Here is an 18055-nt window from a genome sequence, read left to right as displayed (position 1 = left end):
AACCTCAGCCCATACCTGGCACCACCAGCACCTTCACTTCACCAGGAGCCGGCGGGTTGGCGATCACCCCTGGCGCCTCTTCGAGCGTGACTTGCCTGGAGATCAACCGATCGATCTCGATCACGCCCGACGCGATAAGCTCGGCGGCGCGGCTATGCGTGTAGGGATTGAGGAATGAGCCCACTACCTTGAGTTCGCGGAACAACAGGTCGAAGGGCTCGAATTCCACCTTCATGCCTTGCGGCGTCACGCCGACGATAACGACGGTGCCGCCCGCCCTTGCCAGCCTCATCGACTGCTCGACGGTCTCGCGCACACCGGCGCATTCGAACACCACGTCGGCGCCACCGGGCATCAGTCCGGCCGGACCGGCGATGGCCTCGATCACATCGGTGGCGGCGGGATCGACCGTCGCCGTCGCACCGAATTCGCTGGCAAGAGCGCGCCGCGAGGCTTGCCGTGTCGACAGGATGATGGTGGTGGCCCCGGCCAGCCGCGCCAGTTGCACGGTAAGCAGGCCGATGACGCCGCCGCCGAGCACGACCACCGAGCTGCCTGGCTTGATCTCGGCAAGGTCGACGCCGTGCAGGCAGCAGCCGAGCGGCTCGCAGAAAGCACCATGAGTTGGCTTCAGATTGGCGGGAAGGACAAAGGCCTGTTTCTGCGGAATCACCACATAGTCGGCAAAGCCGCCGTCGCGGTGGATGCCGATGGCGGTGAGATTGCCGCACAAATTGACGCGGCCGGCATGGCAATGGCCGCAGCGCCCGCAGGCGATGTTGGGGTCGCCGGTGACGCGGTCGCCGACGGCAAAGCCGGAGACGGCGGTGCCGATTGCCTCGACGATGCCGGAGAATTCGTGCCCGGGTGTCACTGGCGGCCTGCAGGGGAACTCGCCGTGGAAAAGATGCCGGTCGGTGCCGCAGACACCGCAGGCTTCGATCCGCACCAGGAGGTCGTCCGGGCCCGGGACCGGTTTGGCGATCTCGCGCAACGAGATGCTGCCCACTGCCTCCAACCGCACGGCTTTCATGGCATCGTTTCCATCAATTGAAGCTCGGCGGTTGCGACAGGTCCGGCGCGGGTGCAGCCGGCTTGGCCGGCGGCGCATCGCCGAAATTCGGGGGCTGCGACAGATCGGGCGTGCTGGGCGCCGTCGGTGCGGCGCCGCCATTGGCAGGCGCGCCGCCACCGTCCGGCGCGCCGAGCGGCGACAGGCTGGGCACCCCGGGCACCGTGTAGTCGATCGTGCCGGAATCGACGGCCGTGCCCTTGTAGCGCATCACCATTTGCGGGAAGGCGATGGTCAGGCCGATCATGATCACCTGGATGCAGACGAATGGCACCGCGCCCCAATAGATCTGGCCCGTTGTCACCGGCGCGATCTGCTTGCCGGTCAGGCGATCGAGATAGGGCACGCGGGCAGCGACCGAGCGCAGGTAGAACAGCGCGAAGCCGAATGGTGGATGCATGAAGCTGGTCTGCATGTTGACGCCCAGGAGCACGCCGAACCAGATCAGGTCGATGCCGAGCTTGTCGGCCGCCGGCGCCAGCAGCGGCACGATGATGAAGGCCAGTTCGAAGAAATCGAGGAAGAAGGCGAGGAAGAAGACGAGCATGTTGACGCCGATCAGGAAGCCGACTTCGCCGCCCGGCAGCGAGGTCAAGAGATGCTCGACCCAGATCTGGCCGTTGACGCCGTAGAAGGTCAGCGAGAACACCCGCGCGCCGATCAGGATGAACAGCACGAAGGACGACAGCCGCGTCGTCGAGGCCAGCGCCTGCTTGATCACGTCCATCGACAGCCGGCCCTTCATTGCCGCCATCGCCAGCGCACCGACCGCGCCCATCGCGCCGCCCTCGGTTGGGGTGGCGATGCCGAGGAAGATGGTGCCCAGCACCAGGAAGATCAGCGCCAGCGGCGGGATCAGCACGATCACGACCTGCTGCGCCAGCCGCGACATCATGTTGATGTTCAGGCTGCGGTCGAGGATCGCGACGATGTAGATGAAGACGACGCCGACCGTCGCGCCGAGAATATCGGCATTGTCGCCATGAGCGGGCACCAGGTAACGGTAGGCGGCATAGGCGACCGCAATGGCCGCTATCAACGCGATCAGCAACGACACCACGCCATGGCCGAGCGTCCGCGCCTCGAGCGGCAGGGCCGGCATCGACTTTGGTCGGACGATCGACATGATCACGATGTAGAGCGTGTATAGGCCGGTCAGCACCAGGCCGGGGATCAGGGCGCCGGCATACATGTCGCCGACAGAGCGGCCGAGCTGGTCGGCGAGAACGATCAGCACCAGCGATGGCGGAATGATCTGGGCGAGCGTGCCCGACGCCGCGATGACGCCGGATGCCACCCGGCGGTCATAACCATAGCGCAGCATGATCGGCAGCGAGATCAGTCCCATGGCGATGACGGACGCCGCCACCACGCCTGTGGTCGCCGCCAGCAGTGCGCCAACGAAGATCACCGCGTAGGCGAGGCCGCCTCGGACGGGCCCGAACAACTGGCCGATCGTGTCGAGCAGGTCTTCGGCCATGCCCGATCGTTCGAGCACGATGCCCATGAAGGTGAAGAACGGGATCGCCAGCAGCGTGTCGTTCGACATCACCCGGCTGCCGTAGAAATTGTCCGGCAGCGCATAGAGCAGCGGCCATGCGAGATTGATCGCGCCGCCCGAATAGGGCGTCAGAAGCACGCCGATGAAGAAGAACATCAAGCCGTTGGCGGCGAGCGAAAAGGCGACGGGATAGCCGATCAGCATGAACAGGATCAGCGAGGCGAACATGATCGGCGCCATGTTCTGGGCGATGAACTCCATCACGAACGCACCTCTTCGGCGAGCGCCTTGGCTTCGAGTTCAGCCTGTTCGTGCACGGAAATGAATGGGTTGGGATCCTCAATGACGCCGCGCATGATGGCGATCTTCTTGATGATCTCGGAAATGCCCTGCAGCGCGAGCAGGAAAAAGCCGACCAGCAGGATCGCCTTGGCCGGCCACACGATCAGGCCGCCGGCGTTGGTCGACATCTCGCCGCTGTGAAACGACAGCGACACGTAGGGCACGAAATAGAACACCATCAGCGTCACGAACGGCATCAGGAAAAAGACGTGGCCGAAGAGGTCGATCCAGTGCTGCACGCGGCGTGAAAACAGGCCGTAGACGATATCGATGCGGATATGCTCGTTCTGTTTCAGCGTGTAGGCGGCGGCCAGCATGAAGGCGGCTCCGAACAGGTACCATTGCAGCTCCAGCCAGGCGTTGGACGAGGTGTCGAACACCTTGCGGATGACCGCGTTGGCCGCACTCACCAGGATCGCCAGCAGGATCAGCCAGGATACCGATTTGCCGATGAACTCGTTCATACGATCGATCGTTCTGGATAGAGCGAGAAGCCCTGCCATGCATTCCTCCCTGATGCGGTGACGCGCGATCGCCCTTTTCGTCGCGCCGCCTGGCCCAACCGTATGCAGTGCGTGGTCCGGTTGGTCAACACGGGGACGAAGGATGCAGGCCAATCGGCGCTCGCGGCACGGTGGAAAACCGCGGCCTGAAGAGACGTCATGCAACCAAAGTCTGACGGGATCAGACGACCTTGCCGGTGTCGCGGCCGGCGCCGATCAGGATCAGCATGGCAACCAGGAACAGATACATCCAGGCATCGCGCCATTCGGCCGGGAAATAGCCGGCCCACAGTGATTCGGCCATGCCGAAAGCGGCCGCGCCCAGCGCTGCCCTTGGCGGTGAGAGATAACCGCCGACCGCCGTCACGAACAGGATCTTCAGGCCGTAGACAAGGCCGGAACCGAAGCTGACATTGCCGTAGTAGAGGCTGGCCATGACCCCGGCCAGCGCGGCGCAGAAGCCGCCGAACAGCACGGCACGCCGGAACACGCCGCGCACGTCGACGCCGCATAGGGCGGCGGCCCTGGGGTCGTCGGAGACGGCGCGCCAGCACCGGCCGAAGTTTGAGCGGGCAAATGCCCAGGTGGCGAGGGCGACCGCCGCCACGACCACGGCGCAGTCGAGCACCTGGATCAGCGTCAGCGTCGCCTTGAATCCGGAGGCTTCGGCGAAAACGACGGGCTCGGCCAGCATCGGCGGCAGCCACAGATCATGTGTGTCGGCGGCGATGCGGCTTGCTTCCGACAGGACGAGCAGGATGCCGAGCGTCGTCACCACGATGGCGTTGGGCGAGCGGTCGGCCAACGGCTCGAAGACGCTGCGCGACAGGACATGGCTGATGAGCGCCGCATAGAGGAACGCCGCGAGGACGCCGAACAGCACCGAAGCCAGCAGCGTCAGCCACAGCACTTGGTAGCCGAAGGCGACGCTCAGGATCATTGCCTGGCCGCAAAAGGCAAACAGCGCCCCATAGGCGAGGTTGGTGCGGTGCAGAATGCCGTTGGTCAGCACATAGCCGAAGGCGAGCAACGCATAGAGCGCACCCGAATGCAGCCCGTTCAGCACCTGCTGGAAGAAGTAAAGCATGCTCGACAACACCAGAAGCATCCCGCCCAAGAGGGAATAGGACAAGCGCGGAGCGGACAAAGGCGACGATACCCTGCGCATCCGAGGTTTGCATCGCCGAATCTAACTTGTCAAACGCGATTTATCGGTTAGATTTCCGGAAATGACAGTTGCCTGGACTCCTCACCGCTTCACCGGCGGCCTGCTCGCGCTCGACACGGCGAACACCGTCGTGCTGCGCGGCGATCCGGAGCGCACATTCGACCGCTTCGACGATCCGGCCGAAATCGCCCGCTTCGCCGACGCGGCTAGCGGCTTTCGCGCCGCCGAGCTTGGCGACAGGCGGCTGGCGGTGTCCTCGCCGGCGGCAATCGCGCCCGTCGTGCTGTCGATCCGCGAGACGACCGATAGGCTGTTTCGAGGCGCTGTGTTGAAAGGCGCGGTCGCCACCGCCGATCTGCCCGAATTCCTGCGGTCCTGCGCCGACGGCCTGGCCGCCGGCGGGACCGAGATCGGGGCGCAGGGACGGCCGTTCGGCGATCCGGCGACGCCGATCGCCTTCGAGGCGGCACTGGCGGTTTCGGCGCTTTCCCTGCTGCGTGACGACACCGTCGCGAGGCTCAGGATCTGTCCCAATTGCACCTGGCTGTTCGTCGACAGAAGCCGCAATTCCAGCCGCCTTTGGTGCGACATGGCGGTGTGCGGCAACAGGCAGAAGGCAAGCCGTCACTATCGCCGCCGCATGGCGGCCAATGAGGTCAGGAATGCCTAGAATTCTTTCCCGCTCGACGGTTGCTGGCGCGGCGCTGATCGCGGCGATGACGCTTGGCGCTTGCCGGGATACCGGCGGTGAAGGCAAGCTGTTTGAAGTTTCCGGCAAGATATTCGTCTTCAACTACCGCCTCGCCAGGGCGACCTATGTCGTGACGCTGAGACCCTTGCGGCCGATGGGCGAGGGTCAGGTGGCGGTTGCCAGTTTCCAGAACCCCGCCGGTGGCGATCCCTTCGTGGTCGAGCAGAAGATCTGGCCGAAGCTCGACAAGGTGAGCCTGGAAAGCCCGGCGCTGACCTGCGTTGTCAGGAACAAGCCCTATGCCATCGCCATCAGCATCAAGGGCGCCGATGGCGCGGTCCTGCAGGAGATCGACACCACGCTGATGTCGACGGAAGACCAGTCCATCCTGCCCGATCGGCCGCTGGTCATCGACCAGCTCTACACGGCCAATCCCGACCTCGTCGGTCATCCCGACGGCAAGCTGCCGGGCGAGCCGAAGCCGGACTGCTCGAAAGCCGGCTGACACCTTCCGACGGCATCGATTTCGGCTGGAATTTTCGTATGCCATCGCGCTGTCGGCGCACCGTTTCATACGTGATCCAGCGCCCGCCGAACTGCTTGTCGCGCGTTGGCCGGTCCTTTCGATTTTGTTTGACCTGCCTTGCAAGGGGAGAAAGGATGCGTCATCCGATCCCGACGTTGGCTGCTGCCCCGCGCGGCCTTCGCAGAGGAAATGCCTGATGACGCTGCACGATGTCGCGCTCGACGACAAGTTTGATCTTGGAAAGGAGCGCATCTTCCTGTCCGGCGCGCAGGCGGTCATCCGCATGCTCCTGATGCAGCGCGAGCGCGACCGCCGCGCCGGCCTGAACACGGCTGGCTTCGTCTCCGGCTATCGCGGCTCGCCGCTCGGTGGCCTCGACATGCAGCTGTGGAAGGCGAAAAAGCAGCTCGCCGGGGCCGACATCGTTTTCCAGCCCGGCCTCAACGAAGAGCTGGCCGCCACCGCCTGCTGGGGCTCGCAGCAGACGGAACTGCTGGGCGAGGGCACCCATGATGGCGTTTTTTCGGTCTGGTACGGCAAGGGGCCGGGCGTCGATCGTTCGGGCGACGTGTTCCGCCACGCCAATCTCGCCGGCTCGTCCAGACATGGCGGCGTCCTTGCGCTCATGGGCGACGACCACATGGCCGAATCCTCGACCAATGCGCACGCCACGGAATTCCTCTTCGTCGACACCATGGTGCCGATCCTCAACCCGGCCGGTGTCCAGGAGATCATCGACTATGGCCTGTACGGCTTTGCCATGTCGCGCTTCGCCGGCACCTGGGCGGCGATCAAATGCGTCAAGGACAACATCGAATCGACGGCTTCGGTCGACGCCTCGCTCCAACGGTTGAACATCGTCGTCCCGGATTTCGACATGCCGCCGGGCGGCCTCAACATCCGCCACGAGATCGACATGCTCGGCCAGGAAGAACGGCTGCATGAACACAAGCGTGCCGCGGCCTCCGCCTTCATCCATGCCAATGGGCTGAACAGGCTCGTCTATTCGGGCGGCAGCAATCCGAAACTCGGCATCATCACGCTGGGCAAGAGCTATCTCGATGTCCGCCAGGCGCTGGAGGATATCGGCATCGACGAGGCGGCCGCCAACCGCATCGGCGTGCGGCTGTTCAAGGTCGGCTGCCCCTGGCCGCTCGACCTGCAGCACATCGCCGACTTCGCGCGCGGTCTCGACACCATCGTCGTCGTCGAGGAGAAACGCTCCCTCATCGAGGTGCAACTGCGCGAAAGCCTTTACGGCACGGCCTCGCAGCCGGCCATCGTCGGCAAGAAGGACGAGCGCGGCGACTGGCTGTTTCCGGCCAAGGGGGCGCTCGACCCCAACGAGATCGCCATTGCGCTCGGCGAGAGAATCCTCAAGACCATCGGCCCATCCGAAGAGATTTCGGCCAGGGTAGCCAAGCTACGCCAGTTCCAGGCGATGCTGGCCGATGCCACCGACATCGGCTCGCGCACACCCTTCTTCTGTTCGGGCTGTCCGCACAATTCCTCGACCAAGGTGCCTGACGGCTCGATCGCCGCTGCTGGCATCGGCTGTCACTTCATGGCGCTGTGGATGGATCGCAACACAGTTGGCTTTACCGCCATGGGCGGCGAGGGGGCGCAATGGGTCGGCCAGGCGCCGTTCTCCAGGCGCGACCACATCTTCCAGAACCTCGGCGACGGCACCTACAACCATTCCGGCACGCTGGCGATCCGCTTCGCCCTCTCGAGCGAGGCCAACATCACCTACAAAATCCTCTACAACGACGCCGTCGCCATGACTGGGGGCCAGCCGCATGAGGGCGGGCTGACGGTGGACATGATCGCCAGGCAGGTGCGGGCAGAGGGCGTCGACCGCATTGCCATCGTCACCGACGAACCCGACAAATATGCCGGGAAGGCCGAATTCCCGGCCGGCGCCACTATCCACCACCGCGAGGACCTCGACCTCGTCCAGCGCGAGCTGCGCGACGTCAAGGGCGTATCGATCCTGCTATACGACCAGACCTGCGCCGCCGAAAAGCGCCGTCGTCGCAAGCGCGGCACCTTTCCCGATCCCGACAAGCGCGTCTTCATCAACGAACTGGTCTGCGAAGGCTGCGGCGATTGCGGCGTGCAATCGAACTGCGTCTCGATCCAGCCGGTCGAAACCGAATTCGGCCGCAAGCGCAAGATCGACCAGTCGAGCTGCAACAAGGATTTCTCCTGCGTCAACGGTTTCTGCCCGTCCTTCGTCACCGTGCACGGTGCCAAGATCCGCAAGGCCGAGGGCCTGGCCGGCGGGACCGACCCGCTTGAAGGCGTGCCCATGCCAGCCGAATTCCCGCTCGGCGTCGAGGGCTGGGCGGCGATCATCGACGGCGTCGGCGGCACCGGCGTCGTCACCGTCGGTGCCGTGCTCGGCATGGCGGCGCATCTGGAGGACAAGGGTTGCGGCATGATCGACATGGCCGGCCTCGCCCAGAAGGGTGGCTCGGTGTTCACCCATGTCCGCATCGCCCGCCCACCGGAAGACATCAATGCCATCCGCGTTTCGGCGGGGAAGGCCGACCTCGTGCTCGGCTGCGATCTGGTCGTGTCAGGCGCCAAGAAAGTGCTGACGGCGGTGCGCGAGGGGCATACGATCTTCCTCGCTAACACCGCCGAGATCATGCCGGGCGAATTTGCTCGATCGGCCGATTTCTCGCTGCCGATCGAGCGCCTGAAGAAGGCGATCCGCTCAGCGGCCGGTGACGACAAGGCGCATTTCTTCGACGCCACCCGCACCGCCACAGCCCTGTTCGGCAATTCGCTCGGCGCCAACATGTTCATGCTCGGCTTTGCCTTCCAGTACGGCGGTCTGCCGCTCTCGGCCGAAGCCGTCGAAAAGGCCATCGAATTGAATGGCGAAGCGGTGGCGATGAACATCGCTGCTTTCCGCTGGGGCCGCCGCGCCGCGCATCAGCCGGATTTCGTGCGCGGCCTCATCGCCCAGCCGTCCGCAACCCTCGGCGACAAGGCCGGACAGGCCGGTCCGGTCGCCGAGACACTGGACGATATCATCGCCCGCCGTGTTGCCTTCCTCACGGCCTATCAGAACGCTGCTTACGGCAAGCGCTACGCCGACAGGATATCGACGCTGCGAGGGTCAGAAACGAAGGCCGTGCCGGGTTCGACCGACGTGACCGAAGCCGCCGCCAAAAGCCTGTTCAAGCTGATGGCGATCAAGGACGAATACGAGGTTGCGCGGCTCTATACCGACGGCTCCTTCGCCGCCGCGCTTGGCATGCAGTTCCAGAGCTACGAGAAACTTGAATTCCATCTCGCCCCGCCGATCATGGGACGTCGCGGCAATGACGGCAAACCCAGGAAATCGAGCTTCGGCCCGTGGATGATGAAAGGCTTTCGCCTGCTGGCCGCGATGAAGGGCCTGCGCGGCACGGCCTTCGACCTGTTCGGCTACACCGCCGAGCGGCGCATGGAGCGGCAATTGCTGGCGCAGTACGAGGCCGATCTACAGCTCGTGGCCAGTTCGCTGACGCCGGGCAAGATCGAGGCCGCGGTAGCCCTGGTCTCGGTCCCGGCGCTGATCCGCGGCTATGGCCATGTCCGGCAGGCAAGCGCCGAAAAGGCGGCGGGCGAGCGCTCCAGACTGCTCCAGCGACTGACCCAAACCATGCCGGTACCGGTTCTCAGTGCCGCTGAGTGATTTCTCCACCCATGCCTGAAGCCTGCTGCAAGGTTCCTCTTGCCGAGGCGGGTCGGCCGAAGCTGTAGCTTAAGCCCTCTGTCTAAGCCTTTCTTAAGGCGGTTGTGGCATGACAAGGCTTAGCGTTGGGCCGATCATATGGGCAAAACAAAGACCGAAAGCATCCCCGCGGATGTCTATATCCAATTTGTGCGGTCGTTGTTCGACAACGCGCACATGTTGGTGATCGGTGGCGCGTGCTACTGGATCCTCGGATTCATGATTTATCTGCGCACGCAAAATCCGTTGTTTCTGGCCTTTTCTTTTATTCTACTGCCGATCAGCCTTCTGCGTTATTTCGGTATTCGCAGCTTCCTGAAGACGGGCGGCGTGATTGCCGACGTCGAACACGCACACCGATTGGAGCGCAGTTACATCCTCAAGGGCTGCTTGCAGGGCCTCGGATTGGGTGCGCTGTGCTTCGTGTCGATCTATGTGTATCCCGACCCATTCGCCGAACTGGCGGCAATGTCGCTGACCCTGGCGACCCTGGTCACGGTTGTCGCCCGTAATTACGGGTCTCCGCGCATGGTGCGGATTTTTTCTGTAACCTTCATTGGTCCGGCGGCGCTTGCGCTCCTGCTGCGTCTGGATGCCCCGTCCGTCGTCCTTGGTCTGATGATCTTCCCGATGACGTTCATTACCATCAACAGCGCCGACCATGTTCGCAATGTGCTGTTTTCGGCGGTCATCGGCCACAAGCAGGCGAAAAGCATAACGCGCAAGTTCGACCGCGCGCTCAACACCATGTCGCACGGCCTGGTCATGCTCGGCCCTGATGGGCGCGTCGCGGTCGCCAATGCCGAGGCCGCCCACCTGATGTCGCTGAAATCGGCCGACGCGCTGCTCGGGCGCTCCATCCACGGGCTTCTGATGCGCGGCGTCGCCGGCGGCATGCTGGCGCCGAAGGACTGCCGCTACGTCGAGGCGCAGCTGACGCGCGCGCTGCGCGAGGGCAGGGACCGCAAGGTGCTTGTTTCGCTCGCCAACGGCCAGCATTACGAATTCTCCGCGCGCGAAGGCAGCCAGGAACTCGGCGTGATCACCTTCGAGGATGTCACGGCGCGCGTCGAAGCGGAGGAAAAGATCCGCTTCATGGCGCGCTACGACAATCTCACCGGCCTTCCCAACCGCGCCTATTTCCACGAACTGGTCGGCGAGCTGATGGCCTCCGGCGACCGGGATCGCCTGTGCGGCCTCGCCGTGATCGACCTCGACGATTTCAAGAGCGTCAACGACACGCTCGGCCATCCCGTCGGCGACGGGCTGATCTACGCCGTGGCCGACCGGCTGGCGGCCATCGCCGGGCAAGGCCTTACCGTCAGCCGCTTCGGTGGCGACGAGTTCATGCTGTTCTTCGACCGCATCGATGACGAGAGCCATCTGGAGAGCCTGCTCGACCAGATTTTCGCCGAGCTGCAGGGAGAGGTCGACGTGGCGGGCCACGGGTTGCGGATCCAGGCCAGCGCCGGCGCGGTGCTGTCCAAGGTCGGCGGAACCGATGTCGACGCCATGATCGTCAAGGCGGACCTGGCGCTCTACAAGGCCAAGGAACTCGGCAAGAACGGGTGGCGGCTGTTCGAGGCGGCAATGGATGCCGCATTCCGCAATCGCCAGCTGATGAAGGCGGATCTGCGCAGCGCCGTGGAAGGCAGGGAACTGCGGGTCGTCTACCAGCCCATCGTGGCGATGAACACCATGCGCATCGCCAGCTGCGAGGCGCTCTGCCGCTGGGACCATCCCGATCTCGGACCGATTTCGCCCGGCATCTTCATTCCCCTGGCTGAGGAGATGGGCATCATTTCCGAGATCAGCACCTTTGTGCTGCATGCAGCTTGCACCGAATGCGCCAAATGGCCTGACCAGACCAGCGTCTCGGTCAATCTCTCGGCGAGAGATTTCCGCAGCCGCGACGTCATCCAAAAGGTGCGCGATGCGTTGGCTAACTCCGGCCTCGATGCTAGCCGCCTGGAGATCGAAGTCACGGAAACCGCGCTGCTCGACGACAAATCCCTGACCCGCCAGTATATCGAGGAACTGAAGCAGCTTGGCGTCCGCATCGCCCTCGACGATTTCGGCACCGGCTATTCAAGCCTGAGCTATCTGCACAAGCTTCCGCTCGACAAGATCAAGATCGACCGGTCGTTCGTTATGGATGTTACCCACAATCCACGCTCGCTCGAGCTGTTGAAGGGTGTCGTCGACCTGACCCGTGTCCTGGGGCTCACCGTCACCATCGAAGGCGTGGAAACATTCGAGCAGCTTAAGGTCCTCATGCATTCGGTGAAGCCGGATCTTGTCCAGGGCTTTCTGTTCGGAGCGGCGCTCAGCGCGTCGGGCATCGAGACGATGTCGAACGTCACCTGGCCGTTTGCCGCGGATCTGCGTCTCGCCGCAAAGCGCACAGTCGGCTAACTTCGTCCTCGCCGAGTTGATATTACGCGTTGCTTGGATCGTGCGGCAGCTACGAACCACAATATTCGGTTGATCGCGAAAAAACCTAAGCAAAGCGTGCAGTAGTTTTGGCCGAATTTGAAGAAGCGAAAGATTTGACCGGATCGACGCATCTGTCGAAGCGGAACGCTCCAGTGCTTTTCGCGCCCGAGTCTGCAGCGCGCCCTTCGTGAGAATGAAGCCTTGGACTAGAACATCCAAGCTGCCCCTTCAGCAACCACTCCGCAGCCAAGGACCTCCGGCTGTTAAGGTTAACAAGTGGTAAACCAACGGGATCCAATTTTCGGCTTGTGTCTCATTTTAACTCGAATAGCCTGTTCACGGCGGATACGAGGACTTGAGAATGGATGCTGCGAGAAACGATGCGCGGGCTGGCGCCAGCTCCAATGCTGGGTCGGCGCTGAACCAGTCGATCATGCAATTGCTGGAGCATGTCGACTACCGTCTCATCACTGGAGGCGAGGATCTGGAGGCGATCTACCGCCTTCGCTATCAATCCTACCTGCAATCGGGCATGTGCGGCCCGATCGCCAGCGGGATGTTCGAGGATCGCTGGGACAATCTGCCGAATTCCTATCGGTTCGGCGTCTATTTCGATGGACACCTGGTCAGCACGTTACGGCTTCACTACATTTCCAGAGAGCACCCTCATTCGCCGTCCGTCGATGCCTATCCGGAAATATTGGCCGAGCGGCTTGCCCGCGGAGAGACGTTCATCGACGGGACTCGTTTCGCAACCGATGCCGACAGTGCGCCCGCGCCCGGAGTTCTGCCTTTTCTCACGCTCAGGCTTGGCATGGTGGCCGCTTCTTACTTTGGGCTTACCGCAGTGCTAACGCCGGTCAAGATCGAGCACTCCGCTTACTATGCTCGTATCTTTCATGCCGTTCAGAGGACAGAGGGCAAGGTGTTCCCGGGAGTCCTTGCGCCGATCGCTCTGTTCGAAATCCCGTGCGGCGAAAACTTGCGCCAGACACTCGAACGGTTTCCGTTCTTTAAGTCGACAGCCGTGGAACAGCGGATGATGTTCGCCAATCCGGCCATCAACCGGCTGACGCCGCTGTCCATAGTGCCGACGGCGAAATACTACCGCGATGCTGCCTGAACGGGCGTCGTCCTTGCATCTGAACCTTCCCGCGGCTTCGCCGTTATAGGTAGCGGCATCGCCATCGAGTGTCGCCGCGATCCTGCCCAACGGGCATTTCGCCCCGGGCTCCTGTCGCATTGTTCGTGGGAAGGAATACGGTCATGACCATCCACTCGCTCGCGCTCACACCGCTTATCTCGCTGATCGCCGGCGTGCTGATCCTGATCATGCCGCGGCTCCTGAACTACATCGTCGCGCTCTATCTGATTGTCGTTGGGCTGCTCGGGCTTTTTCCTCACCTTGCTGGCTGAGACGCTGGGCAGGGCTCGCGCAAAAGCCATCCCCGCGGGCATCGGCCGCCAGTTTCAATTTTCCCTTGAGGGAGTTGTCGGCTGCGATGCGGCAATAGCGCCATTGCCCTGCGCCCAGCTTTTCGGTATGTGCCTGAAAGATGTCTTCGAAGGGGTATTCCTATGGCTGAGCACACGCCGAGCGGTCCTGTAGAACTGGGCGCGAAGATGGACTATGCCGAGCATGACCGCACCTATGCGGGCTTCCTGGCGCTGGCCAAATATGGCTCGCTCTTCTGCGGCGCGCTTCTCCTGGCGATGGCTTTCGGCTTCTTCGCGGGCGGCTTCTTCTCTGCGCTGATCCTGTTCGTGCTTATTCTGGCAGTCGGCGCCTTCATTCTGCGATAGACCTTCCAAAACGCTCTTGCGGTTGACGTCGCCGGATATCCCGGTCGACACTTCGCGCAGACAGGTTCCGGCCGAAAGGATCATGCGGTGGGACAGACGGTTTTCATCCCTCGTGAGCTCGACGCGAACGAGCCGCGTGTCGCGGCTTCGCCCGATACGGTGAAGCGGCTGACGGCCCTGGGTTTCGACGTGATCGTCGAAGCCGGAGCCGGCACCCGCTCGCGTATCCCCGACGAAGAGTTTGCCAAGACGGGTGCTGTCATCGGCAAGGCCTCGGATGTCGCCAATGCCGATGTCGTGCTGAAGGTTCGCCGGCCAACGGATGCCGAGCTGAAGAGTTACAAATCCGGCGCCGCGGTGATCGCCATCATGGATCCCTACGGCAACGATGCGGCTGTCGCGGCCTTGGCCAAAGCCGGCGTCACCGCCTTCTCGATGGAGTTCATGCCGCGCATCACCCGCGCGCAATCGATGGACGTCCTGTCCAGCCAGGCCAATCTTGCCGGCTACCAGGCGGTGATCGACGGAGCCGCCGAATACGACCGGGCGCTGCCGATGATGATGACGGCGGCTGGCACGGTGCCGGCGGCCAAGGTCTTCATCATGGGCGTCGGCGTTGCCGGCCTGCAGGCGATCGCCACCGCGCGCCGTCTCGGTGCCGTCGTCACCGCCACCGACGTTCGGCCCGCCGCCAAGGAACAAGTCGCCTCGCTCGGCGCGAAGTTCCTCGCAGTCGAGGACGAGGAGTTCAAGGCCGCCGAGACGGCCGGCGGCTACGCCAAGGAAATGTCGAAGGAGTACCAGGCCAAGCAGGCGGCGCTGACCGCCGAACACATCGCCAAGCAGGACATCGTCATCACCACGGCGCTGATCCCCGGCCGGCCTGCGCCGAAGCTGGTGTCGGCGGCGATGGTCGCCTCGATGAAGCCGGGCTCGGTGATCATCGACCTCGCCGTCGAGCGTGGCGGCAATGTCGAGGGCGCCGAGGCCGGCAAGATCGTCACCACGGTCAACAATGTGAAGATCGTCGGTCATCTCAACGTGCCAGGTCGCATCGCGGCATCCGCCTCGCTGCTTTATGCCAGGAACCTGTTCGCCTTCGTCGAGACGCTCGTCGACAAGACGACCAAGACGCTTGCCATCAATCGCGACGACGATCTGGTCAAGGCAACCATGCTGACCGACGGCGGCAAGGTCGTTCATCCGGCCTTCGCCAAGGCCGACCAGCAGCCTTATGTCGAGCCGGCCGCGATCCCGGCCACGACCATGGTCGCCGATGCCACGGCCGCGCCCAGGAAGGCCGCGCCCGGGAAGCCCGCCGCATCCAAGTCACCCTCGCCGAAGCCGAAAGGGACCGCGTGATGGACCAGACCTTGCAGAAAGCCCTGGATCAGCTCGACCAGGCAAGCGCTGCCGTTCGGCTCGCGGTGCAGAACCTGGCCAATGCCCCAGGCGGTGCCGACGCGGCCGGTGATGCCGCGCATGCGCTCTCGGGCGGGGCCATCGATCCCTTCGTCTTCCGTTTCGCCATCTTCATCCTGGCGATCTTCGTCGGCTATTACGTCGTCTGGTCGGTGACCCCGGCACTGCACACGCCGCTGATGGCCGTCACCAACGCCATCTCGTCCGTCATCGTCGTCGGTGCGCTGCTCGCCGTCGGCATCGCGGCCTCCGGCGTCGCCGCCGGCTTCGGTTTCGTCGCGCTGATGCTGGTCTCGGTCAACATCTTCGGCGGCTTTCTCGTCACCCAGCGCATGCTGGCCATGTACAAGAAGAAGGACAAGTGACGTGACCGTCAATCTCGCCTCCTTCCTCTATCTGGTATCCGGCGTCCTGTTCATCATGGCGTTGCGCGGCCTCTCGCATCCGACCACCAGCCGGCAGGGCAATCTCTACGGCATGATCGGCATGGGCATCGCCATTGCCACCACGCTGGCGCTGGCAACCCCGTCCGCCGGTCGCTTCGGCCTGATCGTGCTTGGCCTCGCCATTGGCGGTGGCGTCGGCGCCGTCACCGCGCGCCGCATCGCCATGACCTCGATGCCGCAACTGGTCGCCGCCTTCCACTCGCTCGTCGGCCTTGCCGCCGTCATGGTGGCCGCCGCGGCCATCTATGCGCCGGAAAGCTTCGGCATCGGCACGGATGGCGACATCCATGCCCAGGCGCTGGTCGAGATGAGCCTTGGCGTCGCCATCGGCGCCATCACCTTCACCGGGTCAGTCATTGCCTTCCTGAAGCTCGACGGCCGCATGTCGGGCAAGCCGATCATGATCGGCGGCCGTCACGTCATCAACGCTGCCCTTGGCGTGGCCCTGATCGTGCTGATCGTGCTGCTGGTCACCACGGAATCGAAACTGGTGTTCTGGCTGATCGTTGCCGCCTCGCTGGTGCTCGGCGTGCTCCTGATCATCCCGATCGGTGGCGCCGACATGCCGGTGGTCGTATCGATGCTGAATTCCTATTCCGGCTGGGCGGCCGCCGCCCTTGGCTTCACGCTCGGCAATCTGGCGCTGATCATCACCGGCGCGCTGGTCGGCTCGTCGGGCGCGATCCTGTCCTACATCATGTGCAAGGGCATGAACCGAAGCTTCATCTCGGTCATCCTCGGCGGCTTCGGCGGCGAGACCGCCGCTGCGGCCGATGACGGCATCGAGCGCACCGTCAAGCAGGGTTCGGCCGACGATGCCGCCTACCTCATGATGAACGCGCAGAAGGTCATCATCGTGCCGGGTTACGGCATGGCGGTCGCCCAGGCGCAGCATGCGCTGCGTGAAATGGCCGACAAGCTCAAGGCCAACGGCGTCGACGTCAAATATGCCATCCACCCCGTCGCCGGCCGCATGCCCGGCCACATGAATGTGCTGCTCGCCGAAGCCAACGTGCCGTACGACGAAGTATTCGAGCTCGAGGACATCAACTCGGAGTTTGCCCAGGCCGACGTCGCCTACGTCATCGGCGCCAACGACGTCACCAACCCGTCCGCGCGCGACGACAAGTCGTCGCCCATCTACGGCATGCCGATCCTCGACGTCGACAAGGCCCGCACCTGCCTGTTCGTCAAGCGCTCGCTCGGGTCCGGCTATGCCGGCATCGACAACACGCTGTTCTACAAGGACGGCACCATGATGCTGCTCGGCGACGCCAAGAAGATGACCGAGGAAATCGTCAAGGCGATGGATCACTGACCGGTCGGTCTTGATCGTCGAATAGAAAGAGCCCGGTCGATGCCGGGCTCTGTAATTTTGGCGTGATGCTGCCTTCAGCCGTTGGTCAGGAACACCGCTTCCTCTTCATCGCGCTGCCTGCCGCCGAGCGCTGCGGCCGCACTGGCGATGAAGGCGCCGATGACCAGCGACAAGGCGCCGAGAAGCGCGAAAGTGGCGCTTGCTTTCCTTGCCGTGTCGGCCGCCTGCTTCGCCTTGACCTTTGCGTCCTGCGCCTTCGCCAGCACCGTGTCGACACGCGTCTTGGCATCAGCCTCGGAAAGGCCGGTGCGCGCGGCGACCAATTGCGCAAGATAGGTCTTGTCTTCCGCCGAAACCTCGCCGGCGACGGCGCCGGCAATCAGGATCCGCGAGGCCTGCCCGGCCGCGGCGGCTTCGTCGGCAGGATTGGCGGTGGCGAGCTTGGCCGGATCGGCAGGGCGGAACAGCGAATCCACCAGATAGGAGGTCGCATTGTCGGTCGATGCACCGCTGGCATTCGCCGAGGCGCCGGCCGACGCACCCATGGCGGCTCCCGAGGCCACGGTGGACGCGGCCTGCACACCTGAACCAATCGCGGCGGAAAGTGCCGAGCCAAGCACGCCGGCGACCAGCAAGGTGGCCAGCGCCCAGGCGAGAAAGCCGTGCGCAGTGTCACGGAAATAGACTTCGTCGGTGTGGATGCCGACCCATTTGGTCCGCAACCGGCCCGCAAGGTAGCCGCCTACACCGGCGGACAGCCACTGCACGATCACCAGCCAGACGGCGGTGGAAACCGCGAAGGTGGTGATTGACGCGCCAGAGCCCGACCATGGTGAAACCATGCTGAGCCCAAGGCCTGAGCCGAGCAGCATGAGGATGAACGTCAACGTCGAGGCCGCGAAAGCGCCGGCGATGATCGGTCCCCAGCTGACGGCGGTGGAGGACGATTCCGTGGAAGCGGATACGTCGACAGCCGATAGGGTGGACTGCATCGACGCCCCCTACCGTACGAACAGCATGATGAGGATGATGATCGGAATCGGAATGCCGAGCAACCAGAGTAGAATGCCGCGTCCCATGAAAAGCCTCCTGCAAGA

Annotated in this window: 15 protein-coding genes; 10 read left to right on the top strand and 5 right to left on the bottom strand. The window is 63.7% G+C overall.

Annotated features, from left to right (window positions below; translation table 11 throughout):
- Window positions 1–4 precede the first annotated feature (4 nt).
- The 4 genes from FJ954_RS00415 to FJ954_RS00400 form a co-directional block, all read right to left on the bottom strand.
- Window positions 5–1033, bottom strand: a complete 1029-nt coding sequence (locus FJ954_RS00415) for a zinc-dependent alcohol dehydrogenase family protein (protein ID WP_140660063.1) — start codon at window positions 1031–1033, stop codon at window positions 5–7.
- A gap of 13 nt (window positions 1034–1046) precedes the next feature.
- Window positions 1047–2834 carry a TRAP transporter large permease subunit gene (locus FJ954_RS00410; RefSeq protein WP_140660492.1) on the bottom strand — a complete coding sequence of 596 codons (1788 nt, stop codon included), beginning with the start codon at window positions 2832–2834 and terminating at the stop codon, window positions 1047–1049.
- Window positions 2834–3418, bottom strand: coding sequence for a TRAP transporter small permease subunit (locus FJ954_RS00405; protein ID WP_015314287.1), 585 nt, complete (start codon window positions 3416–3418; stop codon window positions 2834–2836). Before FJ954_RS00405 ends, FJ954_RS00410 begins: the two co-directional genes overlap by 1 nt.
- 181 nt (window positions 3419–3599) lie before the next feature.
- Window positions 3600–4505, bottom strand: a complete 906-nt coding sequence (locus tag FJ954_RS00400; RefSeq protein WP_140660062.1) for a branched-chain amino acid ABC transporter permease — start codon at window positions 4503–4505, stop codon at window positions 3600–3602.
- Between the two features lie 142 nt (window positions 4506–4647).
- Between FJ954_RS00400 and FJ954_RS00395 the strand changes: the two genes are divergently transcribed.
- From FJ954_RS00395 to FJ954_RS00350, 10 genes are all read left to right on the top strand, one after another.
- Window positions 4648–5256 carry a CGNR zinc finger domain-containing protein gene (locus FJ954_RS00395; protein WP_140660061.1) on the top strand — a complete coding sequence of 203 codons (609 nt, stop codon included), beginning with the start codon at window positions 4648–4650 and terminating at the stop codon, window positions 5254–5256.
- Window positions 5249–5782: a hypothetical protein gene (locus tag FJ954_RS00390; RefSeq protein ID WP_224682979.1), complete on the top strand. Its 534-nt coding sequence runs from the start codon at window positions 5249–5251 to the stop codon at window positions 5780–5782. Before FJ954_RS00395 ends, FJ954_RS00390 begins: the two co-directional genes overlap by 8 nt.
- A 217-nt stretch (window positions 5783–5999) precedes the next feature.
- Window positions 6000–9494, top strand: coding sequence for an indolepyruvate ferredoxin oxidoreductase family protein (locus FJ954_RS00385; protein ID WP_140660060.1), 3495 nt, complete (start codon window positions 6000–6002; stop codon window positions 9492–9494).
- 138 nt (window positions 9495–9632) lie between these two features.
- Window positions 9633–11948: an EAL domain-containing protein gene (locus FJ954_RS00380; RefSeq protein ID WP_015314282.1), complete on the top strand. Its 2316-nt coding sequence runs from the start codon at window positions 9633–9635 to the stop codon at window positions 11946–11948.
- A 454-nt stretch (window positions 11949–12402) separates the two neighbouring features.
- Window positions 12403–13092, top strand: a complete 690-nt coding sequence (locus FJ954_RS00375) for an acyl-homoserine-lactone synthase (protein ID WP_246681003.1) — start codon at window positions 12403–12405, stop codon at window positions 13090–13092.
- Between the two features lie 143 nt (window positions 13093–13235).
- Complete coding sequence (locus tag FJ954_RS00370; protein WP_015314280.1) at window positions 13236–13385, top strand: DUF3096 domain-containing protein; 150 nt, start codon at window positions 13236–13238, stop codon at window positions 13383–13385.
- A 162-nt stretch (window positions 13386–13547) separates the two neighbouring features.
- Window positions 13548–13772, top strand: a complete 225-nt coding sequence (locus FJ954_RS00365) for an aa3-type cytochrome c oxidase subunit IV (RefSeq protein ID WP_015314279.1) — start codon at window positions 13548–13550, stop codon at window positions 13770–13772.
- An 87-nt stretch (window positions 13773–13859) separates the two neighbouring features.
- Complete coding sequence (locus FJ954_RS00360) at window positions 13860–15134, top strand: Re/Si-specific NAD(P)(+) transhydrogenase subunit alpha (RefSeq protein ID WP_140660058.1); 1275 nt, start codon at window positions 13860–13862, stop codon at window positions 15132–15134.
- The gene (locus tag FJ954_RS00355) at window positions 15131–15559 is read left to right on the top strand and encodes a proton-translocating transhydrogenase family protein (protein WP_172220550.1); all 429 of its coding nucleotides are present in this window, start codon (window positions 15131–15133) and stop codon (window positions 15557–15559) included. The genes FJ954_RS00360 and FJ954_RS00355 overlap by 4 nt, the downstream gene beginning before the upstream one ends.
- A gap of 1 nt (window position 15560) precedes the next feature.
- The gene (locus FJ954_RS00350; RefSeq protein ID WP_015314276.1) at window positions 15561–16958 is read left to right on the top strand and encodes an NAD(P)(+) transhydrogenase (Re/Si-specific) subunit beta; all 1398 of its coding nucleotides are present in this window, start codon (window positions 15561–15563) and stop codon (window positions 16956–16958) included.
- Between the two features lie 74 nt (window positions 16959–17032).
- Here FJ954_RS00350 and FJ954_RS00345 read toward each other — a convergent pair whose 3' ends face one another.
- On the bottom strand, window positions 17033–17950 hold the full coding sequence (locus FJ954_RS00345; protein WP_015314275.1) for a membrane protein: 918 nt from the start codon (window positions 17948–17950) through the stop codon (window positions 17033–17035).
- Window positions 17951–18055: the final 105 nt, after the last annotated feature.

The organism is Mesorhizobium sp. B2-3-15 (genome assembly GCF_006442875.1).
Taxonomy (GTDB): Bacteria; Pseudomonadota; Alphaproteobacteria; order Rhizobiales; family Rhizobiaceae; genus Mesorhizobium; species Mesorhizobium australicum.
Note: the sequence above shows the minus strand (reverse complement) of the source record. Positions and strands in the feature narration are given on the sequence as shown.

What these genes read in the sequence shown, in the direction of transcription:
- FJ954_RS00415 (WP_140660063.1), bottom strand. Translation starts at nt 1,033, where the DNA reads ATGAAAGCCGTGCGGTTGGAGGCAGTGGGCAGCATCTCGTTGCGCGAG.
- FJ954_RS00410 (WP_140660492.1), bottom strand. Translation starts at nt 2,834, where the DNA reads ATGGAGTTCATCGCCCAGAACATGGCGCCGATCATGTTCGCCTCGCTG.
- FJ954_RS00405 (WP_015314287.1), bottom strand. Translation starts at nt 3,418, where the DNA reads ATGGCAGGGCTTCTCGCTCTATCCAGAACGATCGATCGTATGAACGAG.
- FJ954_RS00400 (WP_140660062.1), bottom strand. Translation starts at nt 4,505, where the DNA reads ATGCTTTACTTCTTCCAGCAGGTGCTGAACGGGCTGCATTCGGGTGCG.
- FJ954_RS00395 (WP_140660061.1), top strand. Translation starts at nt 4,648, where the DNA reads ATGACAGTTGCCTGGACTCCTCACCGCTTCACCGGCGGCCTGCTCGCG.
- FJ954_RS00390 (WP_224682979.1), top strand. Translation starts at nt 5,249, where the DNA reads ATGCCTAGAATTCTTTCCCGCTCGACGGTTGCTGGCGCGGCGCTGATC.
- FJ954_RS00385 (WP_140660060.1), top strand. Translation starts at nt 6,000, where the DNA reads ATGACGCTGCACGATGTCGCGCTCGACGACAAGTTTGATCTTGGAAAG.
- FJ954_RS00380 (WP_015314282.1), top strand. Translation starts at nt 9,633, where the DNA reads ATGGGCAAAACAAAGACCGAAAGCATCCCCGCGGATGTCTATATCCAA.
- FJ954_RS00375 (WP_246681003.1), top strand. Translation starts at nt 12,403, where the DNA reads ATGCAATTGCTGGAGCATGTCGACTACCGTCTCATCACTGGAGGCGAG.
- FJ954_RS00370 (WP_015314280.1), top strand. Translation starts at nt 13,236, where the DNA reads ATGACCATCCACTCGCTCGCGCTCACACCGCTTATCTCGCTGATCGCC.
- FJ954_RS00365 (WP_015314279.1), top strand. Translation starts at nt 13,548, where the DNA reads ATGGCTGAGCACACGCCGAGCGGTCCTGTAGAACTGGGCGCGAAGATG.
- FJ954_RS00345 (WP_015314275.1), bottom strand. Translation starts at nt 17,950, where the DNA reads ATGCAGTCCACCCTATCGGCTGTCGACGTATCCGCTTCCACGGAATCG.